The following is an 18,618-nucleotide window of genomic DNA, read 5'->3' as shown; positions in this document are numbered from 1 at the left end:
GCCTGGCACCGCTATCAGACGATCGCGGCGATGACCGACCGCCTGATCACCACCAGCGCGTCCGGGTTCGTCATGGACGGCCACGCCGACTGCGCGGCCCGCATCGCCCGCCAAGCCGGGGTGTCCCGCCGGCACGCCGAAACCCTCATCGACGAGGCCATCGCACTGCGCGATCGGCTACCCGAGGTAGCGGACACGCTGCGTGACGGGGTCCTGTCGCAGTGGCAGATCCGGTTGGTCATCTCCCGCACCGAACTGATCCCCACCGATGACCCCATCACCCCCGCGTTGGATGCCGAGATCGCCGACACCGTGCGCCGCCGCACAGGTGTGTGGGACCGAGCGCGCCTGCGCGACATGGTCGACCGCCTGGTCTTCCGCCACGACCCCGACGCGGTACGGCAACGCCGCAAAGACGCCATGGATCAACGTGGGGTATGGACCCACGAACTGCCCGACGGCACCGCCGAACTCACCGCGGTGATGTCGGCGGAGAACGTGCGGATCTCGGCCAAAGCCGTCGCCATCCTCGCCGACTCGGTCTGCAAGCGGGATGGCCGCACCCAGGGGATACGACGATCCGATGCGATGTTCGCGCTGTTGACCCGCACCAGCTTCGACTGCCAGTGCGACGATGAACAGCCCTGCACCGCCGACATCCCGGACCCACAAAACGTCCTCGACGCGGTCCGCGCCGAAGTCGTGATCCATGTCGTCACCGATGCCACCACCCTGGCCGGGGCACCCGGGGTCGGGTTCCTCGACGAACACGGCATCATCAGCGACGAACACGTCCGTGACCTCGCCGCCCGCCCCGACGCCACCCTCAGCCCGGTCACCCCCGCCCGCACCCAACCCACCTACGTGGCCCCCAGCAACAACGACGCCGACCAGCGGCGGACCGCCCAGCGCCCGGCACCAGCCGAGGACACCCGAGCAGACGCCGCCACGACCGGCACCCGCGGCGGAAATAAAACGGACGCAGCCGAACCCGATCGACCCGTCGAGACCACCGCGAGTGTCGCGGTGGTCTACCCGGCGACGCACCCCGGCAACGGATACCGGCCCACCACGTCGTGCGCCGACTTCGTACGCGTCCGGGACGGATATTGCACCGAACCCGGCTGCACCCGTTCAGCGTTCGCGTGCGATCTCGATCACGTCACCGAGTACGACCACACCGACCCCGCCCGGGGTGGGGCGACGTCGAGTGAGAACCTCAACGCCAAATGCCGTCCCGGTCACCTGTTCAAAACCCACGGGGACTGGGTCGATGTGCAATACCGCGACGACGACGGACGCCTGGTCACCGAATACGAGACCCCCGAAGGGGTCACCCTGCCCGGCGACGCCGAAACCCTGGAAGACACCTTCCCCAACCTGCGGCGTATCCGGTTCGAACAAGCCGCCCAAGCCCCACCCACCCCACGGGTGATCACCGCCGTCAACCCGGAGCGCACGCACAGCCGACTGGACGCCAAACTGGCCCGCCGGCGACAAGAACGCGCCCGAAACAAACGAGCCCGCGAAGAACTCGACCGGTTGGACCCACCCCCGTTCTGACAAACACGAGCGTTCCCCTGATCGGGTGAAAACTCGCCGGTAACTTGTCCTTCTTCCTTGCGGCTGCGAACATTTGACGTGGTTTCACGATCGTGGAGACCGAATCAAACATGCCAATGGCCGGTGATCAGGTCGGCGGCGGGGGCAAGGGCGGGAAGACATGAACGGATTTCGACGGACGCTGCGCGCGTCCACGGTGGGTTGCGCGCTGTGCCTCGGCATGGTCGTACCGACTGCACTGCCCACAACCGCGTCGGCCGCGCCGGTGATTTCGGCCGAGACCCTGGCCACCATCGAGGGACTGAACGACGACGGCGTGTTCCGACCCGCGGAACCCGACGACGGGCTCGGTCCGGACTGGCTGTCGACGACGTTCCCTCATGTCAACGGGGACACAATCGTGGTAGTGACCCCCGGAACCGACGACGGCACCCTGTTCCCGCGCATCAGGGGACTCCGTGCCGGTCGTCAGGTCTTGGTCATCGAGTACCCCGAAGCACTAGGCCCCATTGTCTCGGGCCGGTCCGGCGCAGTTCTGCCGCTCTTCGCCCCGAGTTACGACGCCTCTCGGGATGTCGCCGTCGACAACAACCTCAAAGTCATGCGGGCGTTCGCACAGCAGACCGAGGGGCAGCCGTACGTCGTCTACACCGGCTACTCGCAAGGCGCCGAAGCCCTGGGCAATGCTGCGGAGATCGCGGTCGGTCAGCCGAACGGGATCGACGTCGACAACTCGACGATCCTGCTCATCTCCGATCCGCGGAGCCCGTGGGGCCTGAAGGCGTGGGCCGACAACAACGTCGTCGGTTCAGTGTTCGAACTGTTCGGCGCCGAGAGCAACGGAGCCCGCGATCCCGGCGCCACCGGCGACGATCTCCCCGTGGTTTCCGTCATCGTGGTCGGCGATCCGGTTGCCAACTTCCAGTGGCGAACGCTCAGGCCGGTGAGTTCCCTGCTCGTCAACGCGGCCGGCTTCATCGCGATCCATTCGGGCCTGGGCGAAGAGAACTACGGCAATCTCATCGACTACACCACAGCGCCGACGACGATGAAAAGCCGCGACGGCAATACGACGTACGTCGTCTATCAGCCGAAACACCACCCGCTCACGTTGGTCGCGATGATCCTCAACGACGCGGTGGGCATCGAACCGAGCGATGCCGATCTCGAGCGGTGGGACGCGGTCAACAACGCTTTCTACCCGCTGGTGACGCCGACCGAGTCGAACGCCGCGGTGCCGGTGGAGTCTTCGTCGACCGACGACGAGGACGCGGTCACCGCGCGTCTCGCGGAACCGGCGGACCTGGGCGAACCGCTGACCGAGTCGCCCGCGCCAGCCGAGATCGAGAGCTCTGACGCCCCCGCCGAGGTGACCCCGTCCGGAGGACGCCATCGCGCACCCGAGAACGAGAACGCAGACTCGGACACAACTCCGGAATCGACCCCGTCTGAGGGCGGGCGGCACCGCCTCACCGGCAGCGGACGGCACTCCGCAGAGCCCGAGTCGGAGGACTCGGAGCCGTCTGACACAAGCTCCGATGCCGACACATCGACTCCGGCCGAGTACACCTCAGACGTGTCAGACACCGATAGTGACACCTCGTCTGATTCGAGCGACGCCGAGTCCGGTGCGGCAGCCTGACAGCTGAAAGCCGACCGACGACAACGTATCCAACGTCCCTACCGAGCCACTTGGCGGTAGCGCCGGCTCCTCGCCTCTCGGCGGAGCCGCCGACAAGTCCAGCGCGGGGCCGAGCAATCACCCCCTCGACCCCGCGCTGGTCGAACTAGCAGCCGGCCGCTGGTTGAACCGGCAACGAGCCGCCACCCCAGCTGGTTGAGCCGGCAACGAGCCGCTGGGCGAGCCGCCCACCCCCAGCTGGTTGAGCCGGCAACGAGCCGCTGGGCGAGCCGCCCACCCCCCGCTGGTTGAGCCGGCACCGAGCCGCTGGGCGAGCCGCCCCCCCCGCTGGTTGAGCCGGCACCGAGCCGCTGGGCGAGCCGCCCACCCCCCCCGCTGGTTGAGCCGGCACCGAGCGGAGCGAGGCGCCGAGTCGAAACCACCTGGCGACCTACATCGAGAACCTCACCCTTGCCCGATGAGGAACGCCGCCACCGCAAAGGCGATGAGCACCAACGAGATCGCGCACCCGAGCACCACTTGTTTGGCGGTCGACATGGGTGCGTACGGGTCTTTGTACTCGTACCGGTAGGTCGGTGGGCTGGAACTCTCGGCGTCGGCAGTATGCCGCGCCGAGCCGTGGCTGGGTTGTTCCGGGAATTGGTCATGTGAGGGTAGACGCGGCGTACCCCCCGGTATCGCGTTCACCGGACCATCATGCCCGCGTCACGGAGATTTCGCACCTCGCGTGCGTCGTACGATCGGGTGAATCCGTTGTGGCCGTTGCGATTCGGACCACAATCACGGCTCGAACCTTCGCGTCTCACACGTCCAGCGTTCGCTCGAACAAAGAATCCCCAGCAGTCTCAGACTGCTGGGGATCGTTGTGGTGGCCAGAGTCGGGATCGAACCGACGACCTTCCGCTTTTCAGGCGGACGCTCGTACCAACTGAGCTACCTGGCCGGAAGGTACCGGTTGACGATGAACCGAAACCTTTGGCGACCCTGACGGGACTCGAACCCGCGACCTCCGCCGTGACAGGGCGGCGCGCTAACCAACTGCGCCACAGGGCCTTGTTAAATTATCTGCGCGGTCCTCGTTGCCGAGTGCCGCGCAGGCGTACCCCCTACGGGATTCGAACCCGCGCTACCGCCTTGAAAGGGCGGCGTCCTAGGCCGCTAGACGAAGGGGGCCGGTCGTGTTCTCCGTTGGGAGCTCGCATAGCTTATGACAGGTCTCGCGCAAACCACAAATCGACTGGTCAGACCCATAAATGAAGCATCGCGACCAGCTCGACGACACGCACACCGAGGGTCACGTTCGCACCGTTTGCACACGTTGTAAACTCATCGACGCCCCGGCTCGCCGGGGCCCTGCCCCTATAGCTCAGTTGGTAGAGCTACGGACTTTTAATCCGCAGGTCCCAGGTTCGAGCCCTGGTGGGGGCACCATCATGACGATCCGAAGAGGTCCAGTGCCGAGTTAAGCCAGGCACCGCCTCGCGGTTCCATCAAAGTGCCTATCGGCGTGCCAGACGAGCTCCCCAAGACGGACAGGTTCTGCTTGCTTGCTCATCTGAAACGCGCCGCAGTTCAGATAGACCGAATACCGACCCGATGACAGACCAGTAGTTCTGCCCGCGCGGCCGTTCTGAACCGGAGGCACGACCGCCTGCCTTCGCGCCCGAGTCGGCGCGGATTCAGTCTGGCCCTTCGCCGGGAAATGTCCGAACTCGCCTGAAGCACAGCGAGACTCGGTGTCACCTGATCGGACGAACTCTGTCTTCACGGGGCTCGTGGGACGACGGTGCCTGACTACGATTCTCAGGTGACGCTATCCGCCCGGTTGGGCTCTCTGGCCATCCTCTGTCTCCTTGTGGCCGCATGTAGCACGTCGGGCGACGGCAGCCCGAGCTCCCCGTCGGAGAGCACGACCGCGTCCGCCGACACCTCCCCTGTCGTGGTCGTGCTCGACGGATCAGAGTCGATGCTGACTGCCGACGCTCCCGGCCCCCGCATCGACGCTGCACGCGCCGCCGTGACGGATTTTGCGACGGGCCTCCCCGACGGCACACCGTTCGGACTCGTCGCCTACGGGAACACGCTCAGCGCGAAAACGACGCGCCAGGCGGCCGGCTGCCAGGACGTCACGACGATCATGGATCTGGCACCCATCGACAAGGGGGCAGCAACCGAAGCCATCGCCGGTGTCGAGGCCCAGGGATGGACCCCACTGTCGAAGGCTCTCACCCAAGGTGTCGAGCTGCTGGCGGGCAGCGGAGGGTCCGTCGTTCTGGTCTCCGATGGAGAGGCAAACTGTCCGCCCGATCCATGCGACACGGCCCAGCAGCTACGCGCTCGCCACCCCGACGTCACGATCAGCACCATCGGCTTCCGTTCGACAAACACCCAGCTGGAATGCATCGCCCGCGAGGGCGGCGGTGTGTACATCACGGCAGACAACTCGCAACAGCTTGCCGCACGGATCGCCGCCGCCCGTGACGCCGACTCGGCGTCGGCGAAGCTGACCAACACCGGACTGGCCGGGGTGAACCTGGGGTCTCGGGCCGATGAGATCAGAGCCACGACGCCAGGCTTCCCGGGACTGTCCACGGGAACGGTGGACGGCGACCGCGTGGTCGTGCGCTGGCGCGACTGCGAGTGGGTATTCGCCGAGGGCGTACTGGTCGAGATCCGCCCGCTCGGATCGGCGGTCACGACAGTCGACGGGGTGACGGTCGGCACTCCGATGAGTCGCGTCGTCGAACTGTTCGGCAAGCCGGTTCGTGACGACAAGGCCACGTCCACAGCATATTTCGCAGCTGATGAGCCCCGCGGTATCGCACTCAAGGTTTCCTACGACGGCGATGTCGCCAGCGGTACCGTCAAGACTCTCACCCTGTGCATGTGTCTGCCGAAACCGGCTTCCCAGGACGAGGCCGACAACTGCGGGCCCACAGCCGATTTCCCGAAGCTTCGCGTCGTCGCCAGAGGTGTTGATTGCCAGAGCGCCCTCCGTCTCGTCGAACGCTACGTCGACGATCCCCGCACCCAACGCGGTGATCGTGGCGCGCAACTCGATTCGTGGGGATGCAACATCCTCGGCGCAGCGGAAACCGAGGCGGGTGAACCTGTCATCCGCTGCAAGCGGCCCGACGGCGCGCAGGTCACGGTCGAGGAACCAAGAGGCGCTTCGACGGAGAACACGGCCCCGACGAAGCAGGACGTCTGCGCCGCATGGCTAAAAGTCTCGGACCTGTACCGAACCAGGACTCTGATCAACTCCCGCGGTCCTGCAGGTGGCCTCGAAGCTGTTGCCGAACTTGGCGACCTCGCCACGAGGTACCCGGACGAAGCCGTTCAGTACGAGGGCACATACCTGGGGGAGCTCGCGGACAACGGATCGGTGAGTATCTCCGCCTTCACCTCGCAGCAGAACCTGAAGGCCTTTTGCCGGGCCTGAGGTACTGCGCCACTCCCATACATCTCACAGAAGAACCGGAATTCCAACATGATCGACGGCCACAGTTCCCTGATGACCCGCGTCCGCATCACGACTCTCGCAGCCCTCGTCTGTCTGCTCAGCACCGTCCTGGCGGTGCCGGCGACAGCGACCCCGAGTGGCCCCGAATACGTCGCCTTGGGCGACTCGCGCGCTGCCGCGCCAACGAACGGTTCCACCCTGCGCCCAGACGGTTGCGGGCGCACACCCGACGGCTACCCGGTACACGTGGCCGCGCGCCTCGGACTGAGCCTGCGGTCCGTCGCCTGTGTCAATGCCACCACCGCCAATGTCACGACGACACCACAGCTGACGCTATATGGTCCGCGTCCTGTCCAGACTCGCGTGCTGTCCCGGTCGACGAAGCTGGTCACTCTGTCGATCGGCGGTATCGATCTGCAGTGGTGGTCGCTGGTGTCGTCCTGTTTCACCAAGACGTTCGGCCCCGACGCGCGTTGCCGCGCCAACCCCTCGGTGACAAGACGAATCAACTCCGGTCTGGCCTCACTCGCACCAAAGATCGACGCCACGCTGACCCGGATCGGACAGCGCGCTCCCAACGCGCGCGTCGTTCTCGTCGGCCACGGCGGTTACTACGGCCGGACCGGCTGCCCAGGTCAGGCGAACATCAGCACCGCTGACGCTGCATTCGTCCTACGGTTCTTCGAGCGCTTCAACGCAGTGCTCCGAGACTCCGCTCGAGCACACTCGGTTGTTTTCGTCGACGTGGCCGGGCCTGCCGCCGGACATGACGCATGCGCAGGTTCAGCTCGATGGTTCGAGGGAAACATCTCGCGGTCGGCAACCCAGGTACGCCACCCCACCCCGCTCGGCAGCAAGGCCATCGCAGACCTGGTCGTCGCGGCGCTCTGACCCGTGGTTGCGCCGGTTCCAGCGGAGCGAGGCGTCGAGTCGAAGCCACCCCAGGTCGTCCTGTCAGCGGCACTCACTCCGCGCGGGTTTCCCGCGCAGACGATCGTCGAGCCACGTCAACGTGTCGGGCAGGCCGGCGAAGATCCCGGTCATGTGTTCGGCCGGGTACTCGCGGTACGACGCTGATGCCCCAAGCGCGCACTGCTCGGCGAACAGGGCGCGAGCCTGGCTCGCCGGTATCCACCACTCGTAGGTCCCGTGATAGATCCGCAGCGGCATCGTCGCCCGGTGATCTTTCATCGAGGTGATCGCGAAGAGACGCTCGGCGACGGGTGAACGGTAAGGATCGGGGTCGACCGACAGCACCTGGGTGGGTATGTGCGACACACCCAGGGCACCCATCCCACTGGTACACAGGTCCCGCATCGGAGACGTGGCCAACCAGCGTGCCGCGTTGTTCGCCATCGCGAGGACTTCGGGACGTTCCCGTGCGACACCGAGCATGGCGGCGTGGAACACCCCGGAACCGAGGTTGGCGTTCATGGCCCCGGCCAGGGAGCGGTAGTCGGCCGGCACACCCCCGTATGCCGCGCCGACGATCCGCCCGGCCTGCTCCGGGGCGTAGGAATCGGCAAGCTTCGCCGCGGCATTCGTGGCAATCGCGCCACCGGAGTATCCGTGCATGGCGATCGGTCCGGTGGCGAAGTTGTCGGGGTCGAGCCGGCCTGCCGCCCGCAGCGAGTCCATGATCACGTGCGCTGCGACGTACGGTTCGGCGTACGCCATCCGGGGTCCGGTGTGGTCGGGCATGATCACCGCGTAGCCGCGGTCCAAGGCCAATTGCGCGAACGGCGGGATGAGGTCGGTGGTGTTGGTGTCGGCGTGATAGCCGTGAGCAAGCGTGTAACCGGGCGTGCACTTCGTCCCGAGCGCGACGATCGGCGAATTGTGAACCAGCACCGGACGCGACCGCGGTCCCTTCCATGCCTTGGCAGGGACGAGGAGGGTCGCGGTACCGAAGATCGGCTGATCCCCGGCGTCGACGCTCCGGAACTTGATCTGGCGAGCCGACCGCAGCGGAACCGTCATCAGCAACTGCGCCGTGCGCATGACATCGCGAGTGGCGATCACATCTCCGGCAGCACGGCGTGCGAGGTCGGCCGGCCATTGATCGAAGAACCGGTCGCCGCTCGGCGAGGGCATGACCGCCTCGCGAAGTTCCTGCAACTCGTGAGAGGCACCGGGCGTCACCGAGCGGGCAGGTATGCGGTGCAACCTCTTCACCGGCGGTGCCGGCACAGCGGCGTCGATGGCCTCGGGAAGCGCGGAAGGCGCCGGACCGAGATTCGGCGGCTCGGCCAACCCCTCCGCAGTTCCTCCGATCGCACCGATCGTCATCCCCGTCGCAATCACTGCAGAAATCGCTGCGCGCAGCGCCCAGCCCCGCAGGTTCCACCATGCCGGCATCGCCGATACTCCTCGTCACACAAGCGATCACGGACCGGAACACCCCGCTGGTCAGCCACTTCTCGCATCGAAATCGAACCCCCGTCATGGTAAAGGGTTGGCGCTAACGGTCGGCGACGGCCCTGTTGACTGTCCGACGCCGGATCAACCGTTCGGACTGTTCGACGCGATCCTCGGATCGGCCGCCGTCACCCGATCGATGACCTTCGTCGACGTGGCCTCCGCCACCGTCGGGCACGACGCCTGTCCCGGAGCGGGTCGATGGTTCGAAGGCAATTCGTCGCGGTCACAGACTCAACCCCGCCATCCGACGCCACTCGGAAGTAGAGCAATCGCAAATTTGATCCTGAACACGCTCAGAGGACCTTCAGATCATCGCGGAGTCGCTTCAGGCAAGGTTCCGACCGTTACTCGGATGTTGTTGCCTGCGTTGCGCTTCAGTTGCCTTGTCAAAAAGCAGTAAGGCTGGCAATCTCTTCGAGGGTGCAGATTCCGTCTTCGATGGCCCTGATGAGCAGGGCGATCTTTGACGGCGCGGGTCGGCCGACGACTCGGTACTTGTCGCGGATCCGGGTGAGGTGAGTATGCACCGTGGATTCACCGACGAAGAGTCGTCGGGCGGCCTGCTGCTTGGAATCACACGCGAGCCACACGGTCAGCACCTCGATCTCGCGCTTGCTGAGGGCAGGCCGCCCTACCGAATCAAGAGCCTGAATCGTCATCGTTGCACTCCCGCTGGTCTGCTGTTGCTGATGGGAGTGACGTTAAGACGGTCGCGGTGTCGGCGACAGACCGATCTTGCGGGGGCACCCGCGATGGTGCCACCGCCCCGGGGGGCATAGATAGTCAAGCGAACGGTCTGCCCGTACGTGGGACGGCCTGGGTTCCGAGACGAGGAAGCTCCTCTACCTCATCGGCGGTGATCTCGGTGCGTCGTGTGCCGGCGGCATCGGTCACGAGTACCGAGGCCACGGTTTCCCGGCCGGATGGCCACATGCGTACGCACACGCGCCCGCCCGCCGCTTCTTGCAAGGCGTGTGCCGCTGCCTCACGCACTGAGGCAATGACAGCGGGGTCCTGTTCTGGCGTACCGGAATCGTCGAGAAAGATGACCTCCACGCCCCGCTGTCGCGCGCTGTACGCGGCTTCGTCGAGTTCGAGCGTGGACAGAATCGGCGCTCTCAGCCGGTCGCGCAGGTGGGCCTCGAGTAGTGCGCACTCTCCTCGCTCAGCTGCGGTGAGGGGTTCGCCTGACGCGATCTTCTCGATCATCGGACGGGCGAGGCGATCGAGGTGGCGTGCTTGCTTCTCGCGCTCATCGGCGCCGGCGGTTTGCGCAGCCAGTTCGGCGACGCGTTCGGTTGTCTGCGCCCGTAGCGAGAACACCGCCTTCGCCGTGGGCCGAAGAGTGAACGACAGGAGAGTCGCCATCGCCAGAGGGGCTGCGTCGATGGCAACAAAGCTGATGCCGTACGCAGCGCCCCGACCGTCAGCGACGGCCCACGCTGCGAACACAAGCACCATTCCGAGCAAGCCGATCCAGGGCGCGATCCGCCGGCCGCGGACATTCATGAAGCAGTAGATCGACGTCCCGCCGCCGTGTATCCAGGTCTGCAGAGGTGAACTGAGAACCGCGGGGGTCGCCGACAACACAAGTGCACAGGCCACCGGCCCCGAGGCGGTCAGCATCAGCGTCGTCCCGAACGGGAGCGGATCGCCGGGGACGAGGACGAGCGCGAGCGTCGCAGCTATCAGGATGACCGGTCCCAGTGCCGCCACCCAGGGAGTGGTGTAACTGTTGACCGTGGCCACGGTCACGATGACCATCGCGATGAGGTAGCTGCCGATGATGAGCCATGCACCGCGCGTTCGCATTCCGAGCAAGTCGCGAATGTCCTCGCGCCCACCGGTCGGGGTCAGCATCACCGCTCCCACTCCAAGCGCACACGAGTACCGCGCATCGGCGCCGACTCGATGGTGGCGGAACCACCGATCTGCGACATCCGCTCACGGATGCTGATGGCGATTCCGAGTCGGTCGGCCGGCACCGTCGACGGTTCGAAACCTTGCCCGTCGTCGGCTACTTCTACCTGAAGCCGGTCATCTGTGATCTCCACCGAGACAATCGTCTTCGACGCCCGCGCGTGATGGCCGCTGTTGCGCACTGCCTCCCCTGCCGCTGCCGCGATTGTATGGACCACCGTGGCGGGATAGCCGGCGTCTGAGCTGTCGATTGTCCGGCGAACCTCGAAACGCCGGGTCGGGTCCACCGTGGCCGTCACCTCACTGAGATGCGTCAGAACAGCATCGGGGGTCATCGTGCCGTCGGTGTCGGTGTCGCCGCGGATCCTATCGAGTGCGTGCAAGGTGGCCTGGGCTTGAGCGGCCAACTGCGTGGAGTTCCCTCGGCGAGCGGCGACCAGCAAGGTCGCCATGACGCCGTCGTGGGTGAGTTGATTGAACCGTTGCCGCTCGTTGGCGCGGGCCTGCGACGCGGCGGCGGCCGCCGCCGTTCGGTAGGCCTGCGCCCGCGTGTCATCGAGAACCGTTGCGGTACGCATCCCCATGACCGCTGCGGCGAAGTACACGAGCGAGAAGGCGAATGCCCACGCCATGTCCGGAACGAACAGCCCGCTGCGTGCGACGTCGCGGGCCACGTAGTTGATCGTGACGGTCGAGATCACCACCACCACAAGCACGACAAAGGCGTAGGTCGGACGCATGGCCAGTGCGGCGGCGATCGCAGCCAATCCACAGAAAGAGAAGAACCATATGCCGGTGGTTTCGGAAAGGTGCGCGCCGTTCCAGCCGAAACCCCACGTGAACACCGCCGCCAGATAGCCGCCGGTAGCAAACCCTGCACACACTCGTAGGGCTCGAGGCGACCCTCGCCACGCGAGCGGCCCCAGCGCGAGCCCTGGACCGAACACGACAACCAGTGCGGGCACCGTCCACCACATGTGCATCACTGCCAGTGACGCCGCGATAGCCGGGGAGGTGAGCACCAGGTACACCAGGTAGCCACAGGCGATGAACACAGCGAATTGCCGCAGAATCCGCTGACCTGCGGACTCGTCGAGTGCGACGTCGCGATCAGACGCTATCTCCGCCGTCGAAGCCGCCGCGGTATCGGTAGCCATCCGTCCTCTATCGCTCGAAACATCAAATGCTGCCGGGTCGGCGCGGGTCGCCCCACTGCGGCGTACTTCGTTCTGATCCGACCGACGTAGTCACTGACCGTGTCTGGGGACAGGCTCATGGATTTGGCAACTCCGGCAGTGGATTCGCCTGCGGCATACAGCTCGAGGACACGTCGCAGCTGTGGTGGTAGGTCGACGAAGTCGTCGTCGGCATCGATCGCAGCTGCCCAATCCACCGTCGGAGTCTCCTCCCCCGAGAGCACCGCTCGGATGGCAGCCAGAAGTACGTCGTCGTCAACGTTCTTGCGCAACACCGCTTTCACCCCCGCACTGGCTGCCAACCGGACCAGATAGGGTTCGTCTCCGGAGGTGTAGGCAACAGCCGGGATGTCGAGTTCAGCGAGACAGTCGACGTTGATCTGCGGTGAACTCCCGTCCTCCAACCGCAGATCGAGGACGACCAAGTCGAGATCTCGGGTCTCTGTCAGCAACTTCGACACTGTCGCTGCGCCGGCGGTGAACTCCAGGTCCGGCTGGTCCCCGAGAATCGCCCGCAGCCCGGCGACGATCGACGGGTGATCATCGACGACTCCGATCCGCGCGCGCTCGCCCCGTCGCACCACCATTGCGCAATCATGACCGACGCCCCTCGACCACGGTGGCAAAGTTGCACGGATCACATCCGCTCGCGTCTCGGGGACCGCGTGTTGACATCACTGACGCTAGCCCGTCGACTCGAAGCTCTGTATCGACTGAACGGGCTGTTCTCAGTCGGCCACAGGGCGCCATCGGACCGGCCTGTCAGACGGTGCCCAGACCTCTCGTAACGTTCACCGACACGGCTGGGATACTCCTGCCGTGACCCGATTCCGCCTCGCACTCGTCGCCGTTCTCGCCATCGCGATCAGCTGCATGTCGGTACCGTCGGTTCTCGCCGCGCCGGCGGCACCCGCATACGTCGCCTTGGGAGACTCACGCGCCGCAGCGCCGACGCTGACCTCGGCACAAAATCCGGACGGGTGCGGCCGTACCCGCGACGCCTACCCGACGCACCTCGCCGCCCAGCTCCGGATGAGCTACACCTCCGTTGCCTGCGTGAACGCCACCACGGCAGACGTCACGACCCGCCGACAGACGACATCATTCGGCGCCCGGCCCGTCCAGATCGACGCACTGTCGTGGTCCACACGCCTCGTGACTCTCTCGATCGGCGGCAACGACCTCCGCTGGTGGTCGATCGTCTCCTCCTGCTTCACGCCCAGGTTCGGCCAAGACGCCCGGTGTCGCCAGGATCGAGTCATGGCCGACCGGATGACCTCGGCCCTCACCGCAGTCGCACCGAAGATCGGCGCAACTCTGAGCACCATCGCCGCCCGCGCACCCCTCGCTCGCGTGGTCCTCGTCGGACACGCCGGCTACTACGGCCGAACCGGCTGCCCCGGCCAGGCGAACATCAGCAACGCCGACGCCGCGTACCTACAGTCCTTCTTCAAGAGATTCGACGCCATCCTCCGAACCGCCGCCGTCACCCGATCGATGACGTTCGTCGACGTCGCCTCCGCTGCCGTCGGACACGACGCATGCGCCGGCGCAGCCCGCTGGTTCGAGGGGAACGCCTCGCAGTCCCAGACCCAACCCCGCCACCCGACGCCTCTCGGCAGCCGTGCGATCGCGAATCTGATCGCGCGATCACTCTAGGTCGAGCGCTCCACAACCGAAGAGCTACGAGCCGGCCCTCTCGTCGGGACAGCGCGAAGCGGACAACAGACACGCCGCGTCGGTACAAATCTGTGCCAACTCATCGGCGCGTTACGGCGCTTCAACGAACCCCCACGCGGCAGCATTCTTCACTCCCGACGCCCTATCGGCGCCCCCTTTCCGGCGTGATTCGCGAGCGTTCGGATTGCATCCCCGACGCCTCGAGAAAACGATTCACAAACAGTGGCGGTCAATAGTCAACCGCGGTTCATCAACCTGGGATTGTCAACTAGAAAATCGCGGGTGATTGTCATCACAGGCCATCCAGCCCTTTGCCGTACTCGCCAGTAGGCATCGGACAAGCTGTACATGCAGGTCAGACCACCGACAGATGGTGCCGAGGTGGCCCATCGATGTCGTGTCAACACGCTGATCGCGTTTCGAGACAGTCGACAAGAATCACGTGACAAACGTCTCCGGGCCGATTTGACCAAGACAGATGAATCGACCCGACGTCGGGCATTGAGTCATTCGTCCCACTTACCGGACTTTCTCGACAATGCGGTGCCATAGACCGGAACAACGTCGAAAAGAAACCATGTGAATGGCGCGGAATGCGTTGTAGTGTTCCGATCTGCCAAGGCAGTGGGCCGCTCGAATACACCGGCCGTTCGCCTTTTGTTTCACTCAGGGGGAGTACATGAGCGTTCCCATCGACCGGGTCACGCGTGCCTTAATCGGCACGGAGCGTGCTCCTGACGCGACGCCGACGACGCGGCACCGATGGCTGGTCGCGTACGCGCGCCACGTCGCCTGGACCGACCTGGCGCTCATCTCGATCGCCGTCCTGGCAGGGCAATTCCTGCGGTTCGGCGCCGACCCGTTCCGGCCGATCGGACGCGACGGTATCCCCGCACTCCTGGTCACCGTCACCCTCATCGTGGGGTGGCAGACAGCGCTGCGCGTCACCCAGTCCGGTGACCCGCGCATTCTCGGCGCCGGGCCGGTCGAGTATCACCGTGTCCTGAGCGCGTGCTTCGCATGCTTCGGCGTCTGGGCGATCGCCGACGTGGCCTTCGCACTGGGTATTGCCCGCGGTTTCATCGCCATCGCGCTGCCGGCCGGCACCCTGATGCTCGTCGCCGGACGATGGGGCTGGCGACGACATCTCTTGCTGGGCCGCGAAACCGGACGATACCTCCGATCGGTCCTGGTCGTCGGCTCGCGAGCGTCCGCGCGGGCACTCATCGATCGGTTGGACGAGAATCCCGCTCTGGGTTACCGGGTCGTCGGGGTCTGCCTCACCGATGTGCCCGGCGCCGCTGCCACACCGCGGTTCTCCGGACTCGCGACCCACCTCGGGGGCGCCGACGTCCCGGTCTTCGCCGGCCACGACCGCGCTCCCGAACTGGTCCGCACCTGCGGCGCCAACACCGTCGCGGTCACGTCTGCCGACGCTCTCGGACACCGGGCGATGCGCGAACTGTCGTGGGAACTCGAGAACTGCGACGTCGAGATGCTCGTGGCCCCGGGACTGATCGACGTCGCCGGTCCGCGGATCACCGTGCGGCCCGAGGCGGGACTCCCGCTGCTCCACATCGATCGTCCGCGGTACAAGGGCGCCAACCGTTTCCTGAAGCAGACCTTCGACAAGGTCCTGACAGTGGTTGCGCTGGTAGTCCTTTCGCCGCTGCTCGTACTGTGCGCACTGGCCGTCAAGCTCGACAGCAGAGGTCCGGTGTTCTACCGCGCCGAACGCATCGGCACCGACAACACCCCGTTCGTCATGTGGAAGTTCCGGTCGATGGTCGTCGACGCCGACACCATGCGTGCCGGTCTCGCCGTCCGCGACGACGGGAACGGGGTCCTGTTCAAGCTCCACACCGATCCGCGGGTCACCCGCGTCGGCCGGATCATTCGGCGCTACAGCCTCGACGAGCTGCCGCAGTTGTTCAACGTGCTGGGCGGGACCATGAGCCTCGTCGGTCCGCGCCCGCCGTTGCGCGAGGAAGTCGAATCCTACGACCTGGTCGTCCGGCGGCGCATGCTCGTCCGGCCGGGCATGACCGGCCTGTGGCAGATCTCCGGACGCAGCGACCTGTCGTGGGAGGACTCGGTGCGTCTCGATCTCTCCTACGTCGAAAACTGGTCGCTGACTTCGGATCTCGCCATTCTCTGGCGCACCGCGAGTGCGGTCCTGTCCCGCCGGGGCGCCTATTGACCGCCGCGTCCGATCACCCTCCGCACCACCACCACGGATCGACACCATTCGAAGGAAGCATCATGAAAAAGGCCCTGATCACCGGGATCACCGGTCAGGACGGCTCCTACCTCGCCGAGCTGCTCCTGTCCAAAGGCTATGAGGTACACGGATTGATCCGACGCTCGTCGTCGTTCAACACCGCCCGGATCGACCACCTCTATCAGGACCCGCACGACCCGTTCGCCCGTCTTTTCCTGCACTACGGCGATCTCAGTGACGGAGCGCGACTGGTGACCCTGTTGGCGTCGATCGACCCGGACGAGGTCTACAACCTGGCCGCGCAGTCACACGTCCGCGTCAGCTTCGACGAGCCCGAGCACACCGGTGACACCACCGGCATCGGCTCGGTCCGACTGCTGGAGGCGGTGCGCCAGGCCGGGATCCGCTGCCGGTTCTACCAGGCGTCCAGCTCGGAGATGTTCGGCGCGTCTCCCCCGCCGCAGAACGAGGACACCCTGTTCTACCCGCGCTCGCCGTACGGCGCGGCGAAGGTCTACTCGTACTGGGTCACCCGCAACTACCGCGAGGCCTACGGTCTGTTCGCGGTCAACGGCATCTTGTTCAACCACGAATCTCCCCGTCGTGGAGAGACATTCGTGACGCGCAAGATCACCCGTGCCGTCGCCCGGATCAAGGCCGGCGTGCAGAAGGACCTCTACATGGGCAACCTCGACGCGGTACGCGACTGGGGTTACGCACCGGAGTACGTCGAGGGCATGTGGCGGATGCTGCAGGCCGACGAACCGTCCGACTACGTACTCGCGACCGGCGTCCCCTTCACCGTCCGCGATTTCCTCCAACACGCCTTCGACCACGCCGGCCTCGATTGGCGCGACCATGTCGTCTTCGACGAACGCTACCTGCGTCCCACGGAAGTGGACTCGCTGATCGGCGACGCGTCGAAGGCCGAACTGGACCTCGGGTGGCGAGCCGCGGTCCGCGCGCCGGAGCTCGCCCGCATCATGGTCGACGCCGACATCGCGGCCCTGAAATGCGAGGGCACGGAATGGATCGACACGCCGCACCTGGTGGCCTGGAGCCGGGCGTCATGACTCGGTCCGCACGACGACGTGGCTGGGAGCCCGGCCCACTCGACCCGCTGACCTCGGTGTACGTCGCCGGCCACCGCGGACTCGCCGGTTCGGCTCTCGTGCGTGCGCTGCGGCGCCGCGGTATCTCCGACATCATCGGGCGGACCAGTCGTCAGCTCGACCTCCGTGACCGGCACAGCGTCTTCGAGTTCTTCGCGCACAACACACCTGACGTCGTGATCCTGGCGGCTGCCCGCGTCGGCGGGATCGCCGCCAACAACACCTGGCCCGTCGATTTCCTCTCCGAGAATCTGCGCATCCAGGTGAACGTTCTCGACGCGGCGGCCGCGTACGGCGTGGAACGCCTGCTCTTCCTGGGGTCGTCGTGCATCTACCCCAAGTTCGCCCCGCAACCGATCCGGGAGGACGCGCTGCTCACCGGCGCCCTGGAACCGACCAATGATGCATACGCGGTCGCCAAGATCGCCGGGATCATGCAGGTGCAGGCCACGCGACGTCAGTACGGACTGCCCTGGATCTCCGCGATGCCCACCAACCTGTACGGACCGAACGACAACTTCTCCGGCGACACGAGTCACCTGCTGCCGGCGATGATCCGACGCTACGAGTCGGCGCGCCGGGGGGCCGCGCCGAGCGTGACCAACTGGGGAAGCGGGACGCCGCGTCGCGAACTCCTCCACGCCGACGACATGGCCGAGGCCTGCCTGTACCTACTCGAGTATCACGACCACCCGCGCCAAGTGAACATCGGTACCGGCGTGGACCATTCGATCGCGGAGATCGCCGAGACCGTCGCCGACGCCGTGGGTTACGACGGCGCCGTCGAGTGGGATGTCAGCAAGCCCGACGGGACACCGCGAAAGCTTCTCGACGTCAGCACGATCCACGAACTGGGATGGCGGCCGACGATCGATCTCGAACGGGGTGTCGCCGACGTGGTCGAGTGGTACCGGGCGACGCACCACCCGAAAGATGGCCGGTACTCAGAGGTCGGGGCCGGCGATGTCCGGACCTGAGTCATCGGTGATCGCCGACGACACCACCACCGTCCCGGGCGCGACGTCCCGGGAGACCACCGCGGCGGCACCCACGACCGCACGTCGGCCGATCGTCACCGGTCCGGTCACCCGCGCACGCAACGCAATCCACGCACCGTCTTCGACGACGAGCTCCCCGTGCGCATCGGCCGGGCATCGCAACACCGCGGCCTGCGACAGCACGACGTTCGCGCCGATCCGGATCGAACCGGAACCGTCCAGCGTCACGCCCTCACCGATCCACGAGTCCTCGCCGATCGCGAGCCGTGCCGGACTGGTCACCCGTACGCGTGGCCGCATCAGCACACCGCGACCGATCTGCGCACCGAACACCCGAAGCGCCGCCAGGCGAAGCGAATTGGGTACGAACACCCATCCGATCGCACGCATCACGAAAGGCCA

The 18,618-nt window shown here is 66.0% G+C and carries 15 protein-coding genes and 4 tRNA genes; 9 read left to right on the top strand and 10 right to left on the bottom strand.

Features of this window, described 5'->3' with window-relative positions:
- Positions 1-1,563 (top strand): DUF222 domain-containing protein (locus ACFUEJ_RS22505; protein WP_388031980.1); only part of this gene is annotated, 1,563 nt, incomplete at its 5' end.
- Positions 1,564-1,723: 160 nt separating this feature from the next.
- Positions 1,724-3,205, top strand: a complete 1,482-nt coding sequence (locus ACFUEJ_RS22500) for a PE-PPE domain-containing protein (RefSeq protein WP_259935928.1) — start codon at positions 1,724-1,726, stop codon at positions 3,203-3,205.
- A gap of 444 nt (positions 3,206-3,649) precedes the next feature.
- On the opposite strand, the gene ACFUEJ_RS22495 is transcribed toward ACFUEJ_RS22500, so the two are convergent.
- From ACFUEJ_RS22495 to ACFUEJ_RS22480, 4 genes are all read right to left on the bottom strand, one after another.
- Positions 3,650-3,892, bottom strand: a complete 243-nt coding sequence (locus ACFUEJ_RS22495; RefSeq protein WP_058253580.1) for a hypothetical protein — start codon at positions 3,890-3,892, stop codon at positions 3,650-3,652.
- A 179-nt stretch (positions 3,893-4,071) separates the two neighbouring features.
- A tRNA-Phe gene (locus ACFUEJ_RS22490) sits at positions 4,072-4,148 on the bottom strand.
- A gap of 33 nt (positions 4,149-4,181) precedes the next feature.
- Positions 4,182-4,258: transfer RNA gene (locus tag ACFUEJ_RS22485), tRNA-Asp, on the bottom strand.
- 47 nt (positions 4,259-4,305) lie between these two features.
- A tRNA-Glu gene (locus ACFUEJ_RS22480) sits at positions 4,306-4,378 on the bottom strand.
- Between the two features lie 182 nt (positions 4,379-4,560).
- On the opposite strand from ACFUEJ_RS22480, the gene ACFUEJ_RS22475 reads away from it, so the two are divergent.
- The 3 genes from ACFUEJ_RS22475 to ACFUEJ_RS22465 all read left to right on the top strand — a co-directional run bounded on the left by ACFUEJ_RS22475 (position 4,561) and on the right by ACFUEJ_RS22465 (position 7,559).
- Positions 4,561-4,636: transfer RNA gene (locus ACFUEJ_RS22475), tRNA-Lys, on the top strand.
- A gap of 376 nt (positions 4,637-5,012) precedes the next feature.
- Positions 5,013-6,647: a VWA domain-containing protein gene (locus ACFUEJ_RS22470; RefSeq protein WP_388031977.1), complete on the top strand. Its 1,635-nt coding sequence runs from the start codon at positions 5,013-5,015 to the stop codon at positions 6,645-6,647.
- A 72-nt stretch (positions 6,648-6,719) separates the two neighbouring features.
- Positions 6,720-7,559: an SGNH/GDSL hydrolase family protein gene (locus ACFUEJ_RS22465; protein ID WP_388031975.1), complete on the top strand. Its 840-nt coding sequence runs from the start codon at positions 6,720-6,722 to the stop codon at positions 7,557-7,559.
- A 63-nt stretch (positions 7,560-7,622) separates the two neighbouring features.
- Here the strand turns inward: ACFUEJ_RS22465 and ACFUEJ_RS22460 are convergent, their stop codons facing one another.
- From ACFUEJ_RS22460 to ACFUEJ_RS22440, 5 genes are all read right to left on the bottom strand, one after another.
- Positions 7,623-9,026 (bottom strand): lipase family protein, encoded by a 1,404-nt coding sequence (locus ACFUEJ_RS22460; protein WP_388031972.1) that lies wholly within the window; start codon positions 9,024-9,026, stop codon positions 7,623-7,625.
- A 449-nt stretch (positions 9,027-9,475) separates the two neighbouring features.
- Positions 9,476-9,748: a LuxR C-terminal-related transcriptional regulator gene (locus ACFUEJ_RS22455; protein WP_280360730.1), complete on the bottom strand. Its 273-nt coding sequence runs from the start codon at positions 9,746-9,748 to the stop codon at positions 9,476-9,478.
- Between the two features lie 124 nt (positions 9,749-9,872).
- The gene (locus ACFUEJ_RS22450; RefSeq protein WP_388031970.1) at positions 9,873-10,949 is read right to left on the bottom strand and encodes a hypothetical protein; all 1,077 of its coding nucleotides are present in this window, start codon (positions 10,947-10,949) and stop codon (positions 9,873-9,875) included.
- A complete protein-coding gene (locus ACFUEJ_RS22445; protein WP_388031968.1) occupies positions 10,949-12,166 on the bottom strand; it encodes a sensor histidine kinase in 1,218 nt (405 codons plus the stop codon). Before ACFUEJ_RS22445 ends, ACFUEJ_RS22450 begins: the two co-directional genes overlap by 1 nt.
- The gene (locus ACFUEJ_RS22440) at positions 12,127-12,792 is read right to left on the bottom strand and encodes a response regulator transcription factor (RefSeq protein WP_388031966.1); all 666 of its coding nucleotides are present in this window, start codon (positions 12,790-12,792) and stop codon (positions 12,127-12,129) included. The genes ACFUEJ_RS22445 and ACFUEJ_RS22440 overlap by 40 nt, the downstream gene beginning before the upstream one ends.
- Before the next feature lie 232 nt (positions 12,793-13,024).
- Between ACFUEJ_RS22440 and ACFUEJ_RS22435 the strand changes: the two genes are divergently transcribed.
- From ACFUEJ_RS22435 to ACFUEJ_RS22420, 4 genes are all read left to right on the top strand, one after another.
- A complete protein-coding gene (locus tag ACFUEJ_RS22435) occupies positions 13,025-13,864 on the top strand; it encodes an SGNH/GDSL hydrolase family protein (protein WP_388031963.1) in 840 nt (279 codons plus the stop codon).
- Positions 13,865-14,564: 700 nt separating this feature from the next.
- The gene (locus ACFUEJ_RS22430) at positions 14,565-16,085 is read left to right on the top strand and encodes a sugar transferase (RefSeq protein WP_078113504.1); all 1,521 of its coding nucleotides are present in this window, start codon (positions 14,565-14,567) and stop codon (positions 16,083-16,085) included.
- 62 nt (positions 16,086-16,147) lie between these two features.
- On the top strand, positions 16,148-17,179 hold the full coding sequence (gene gmd / locus ACFUEJ_RS22425) for a GDP-mannose 4,6-dehydratase (protein ID WP_265968725.1): 1,032 nt from the start codon (positions 16,148-16,150) through the stop codon (positions 17,177-17,179).
- On the top strand, positions 17,176-18,195 hold the full coding sequence (locus tag ACFUEJ_RS22420; protein WP_388031959.1) for a GDP-L-fucose synthase family protein: 1,020 nt from the start codon (positions 17,176-17,178) through the stop codon (positions 18,193-18,195). Before gmd ends, ACFUEJ_RS22420 begins: the two co-directional genes overlap by 4 nt.
- Here the strand turns inward: ACFUEJ_RS22420 and ACFUEJ_RS22415 are convergent.
- Positions 18,163-18,606: an acetyltransferase gene (locus ACFUEJ_RS22415; protein ID WP_388031956.1), complete on the bottom strand. Its 444-nt coding sequence runs from the start codon at positions 18,604-18,606 to the stop codon at positions 18,163-18,165. The two genes, ACFUEJ_RS22420 and ACFUEJ_RS22415, sit on opposite strands and share 33 nt — an antisense overlap.
- Positions 18,607-18,618: the final 12 nt, after the last annotated feature.

This window comes from Gordonia sp. NPDC057258 (assembly GCF_042668985.1).
Taxonomy (GTDB): Bacteria; Actinomycetota; Actinomycetes; order Mycobacteriales; family Mycobacteriaceae; genus Gordonia; species Gordonia hongkongensis.
This window is presented reverse-complemented; position numbering and strand designations above follow the sequence as displayed.

Excerpts from the sequence above, each read along its gene's own strand:
- ACFUEJ_RS22500 (WP_259935928.1), top strand. The coding sequence starts at position 1,724 with ATGAACGGATTTCGACGGACGCTGCGCGCGTCCACGGTGGGTTGCGCG.
- ACFUEJ_RS22465 (WP_388031975.1), top strand. The coding sequence starts at position 6,720 with ATGACCCGCGTCCGCATCACGACTCTCGCAGCCCTCGTCTGTCTGCTC.
- ACFUEJ_RS22460 (WP_388031972.1), bottom strand. The coding sequence starts at position 9,026 with ATGCCGGCATGGTGGAACCTGCGGGGCTGGGCGCTGCGCGCAGCGATT.
- ACFUEJ_RS22455 (WP_280360730.1), bottom strand. The coding sequence starts at position 9,748 with ATGACGATTCAGGCTCTTGATTCGGTAGGGCGGCCTGCCCTCAGCAAG.
- ACFUEJ_RS22450 (WP_388031970.1), bottom strand. The coding sequence starts at position 10,949 with ATGCTGACCCCGACCGGTGGGCGCGAGGACATTCGCGACTTGCTCGGA.
- ACFUEJ_RS22445 (WP_388031968.1), bottom strand. The coding sequence starts at position 12,166 with ATGGCTACCGATACCGCGGCGGCTTCGACGGCGGAGATAGCGTCTGAT.
- ACFUEJ_RS22440 (WP_388031966.1), bottom strand. The coding sequence starts at position 12,792 with ATGGTGGTGCGACGGGGCGAGCGCGCGCGGATCGGAGTCGTCGATGAT.
- ACFUEJ_RS22430 (WP_078113504.1), top strand. The coding sequence starts at position 14,565 with ATGAGCGTTCCCATCGACCGGGTCACGCGTGCCTTAATCGGCACGGAG.
- gmd (WP_265968725.1), top strand. The coding sequence starts at position 16,148 with ATGAAAAAGGCCCTGATCACCGGGATCACCGGTCAGGACGGCTCCTAC.
- ACFUEJ_RS22420 (WP_388031959.1), top strand. The coding sequence starts at position 17,176 with ATGACTCGGTCCGCACGACGACGTGGCTGGGAGCCCGGCCCACTCGAC.
- ACFUEJ_RS22415 (WP_388031956.1), bottom strand. The coding sequence starts at position 18,606 with ATGCGTGCGATCGGATGGGTGTTCGTACCCAATTCGCTTCGCCTGGCG.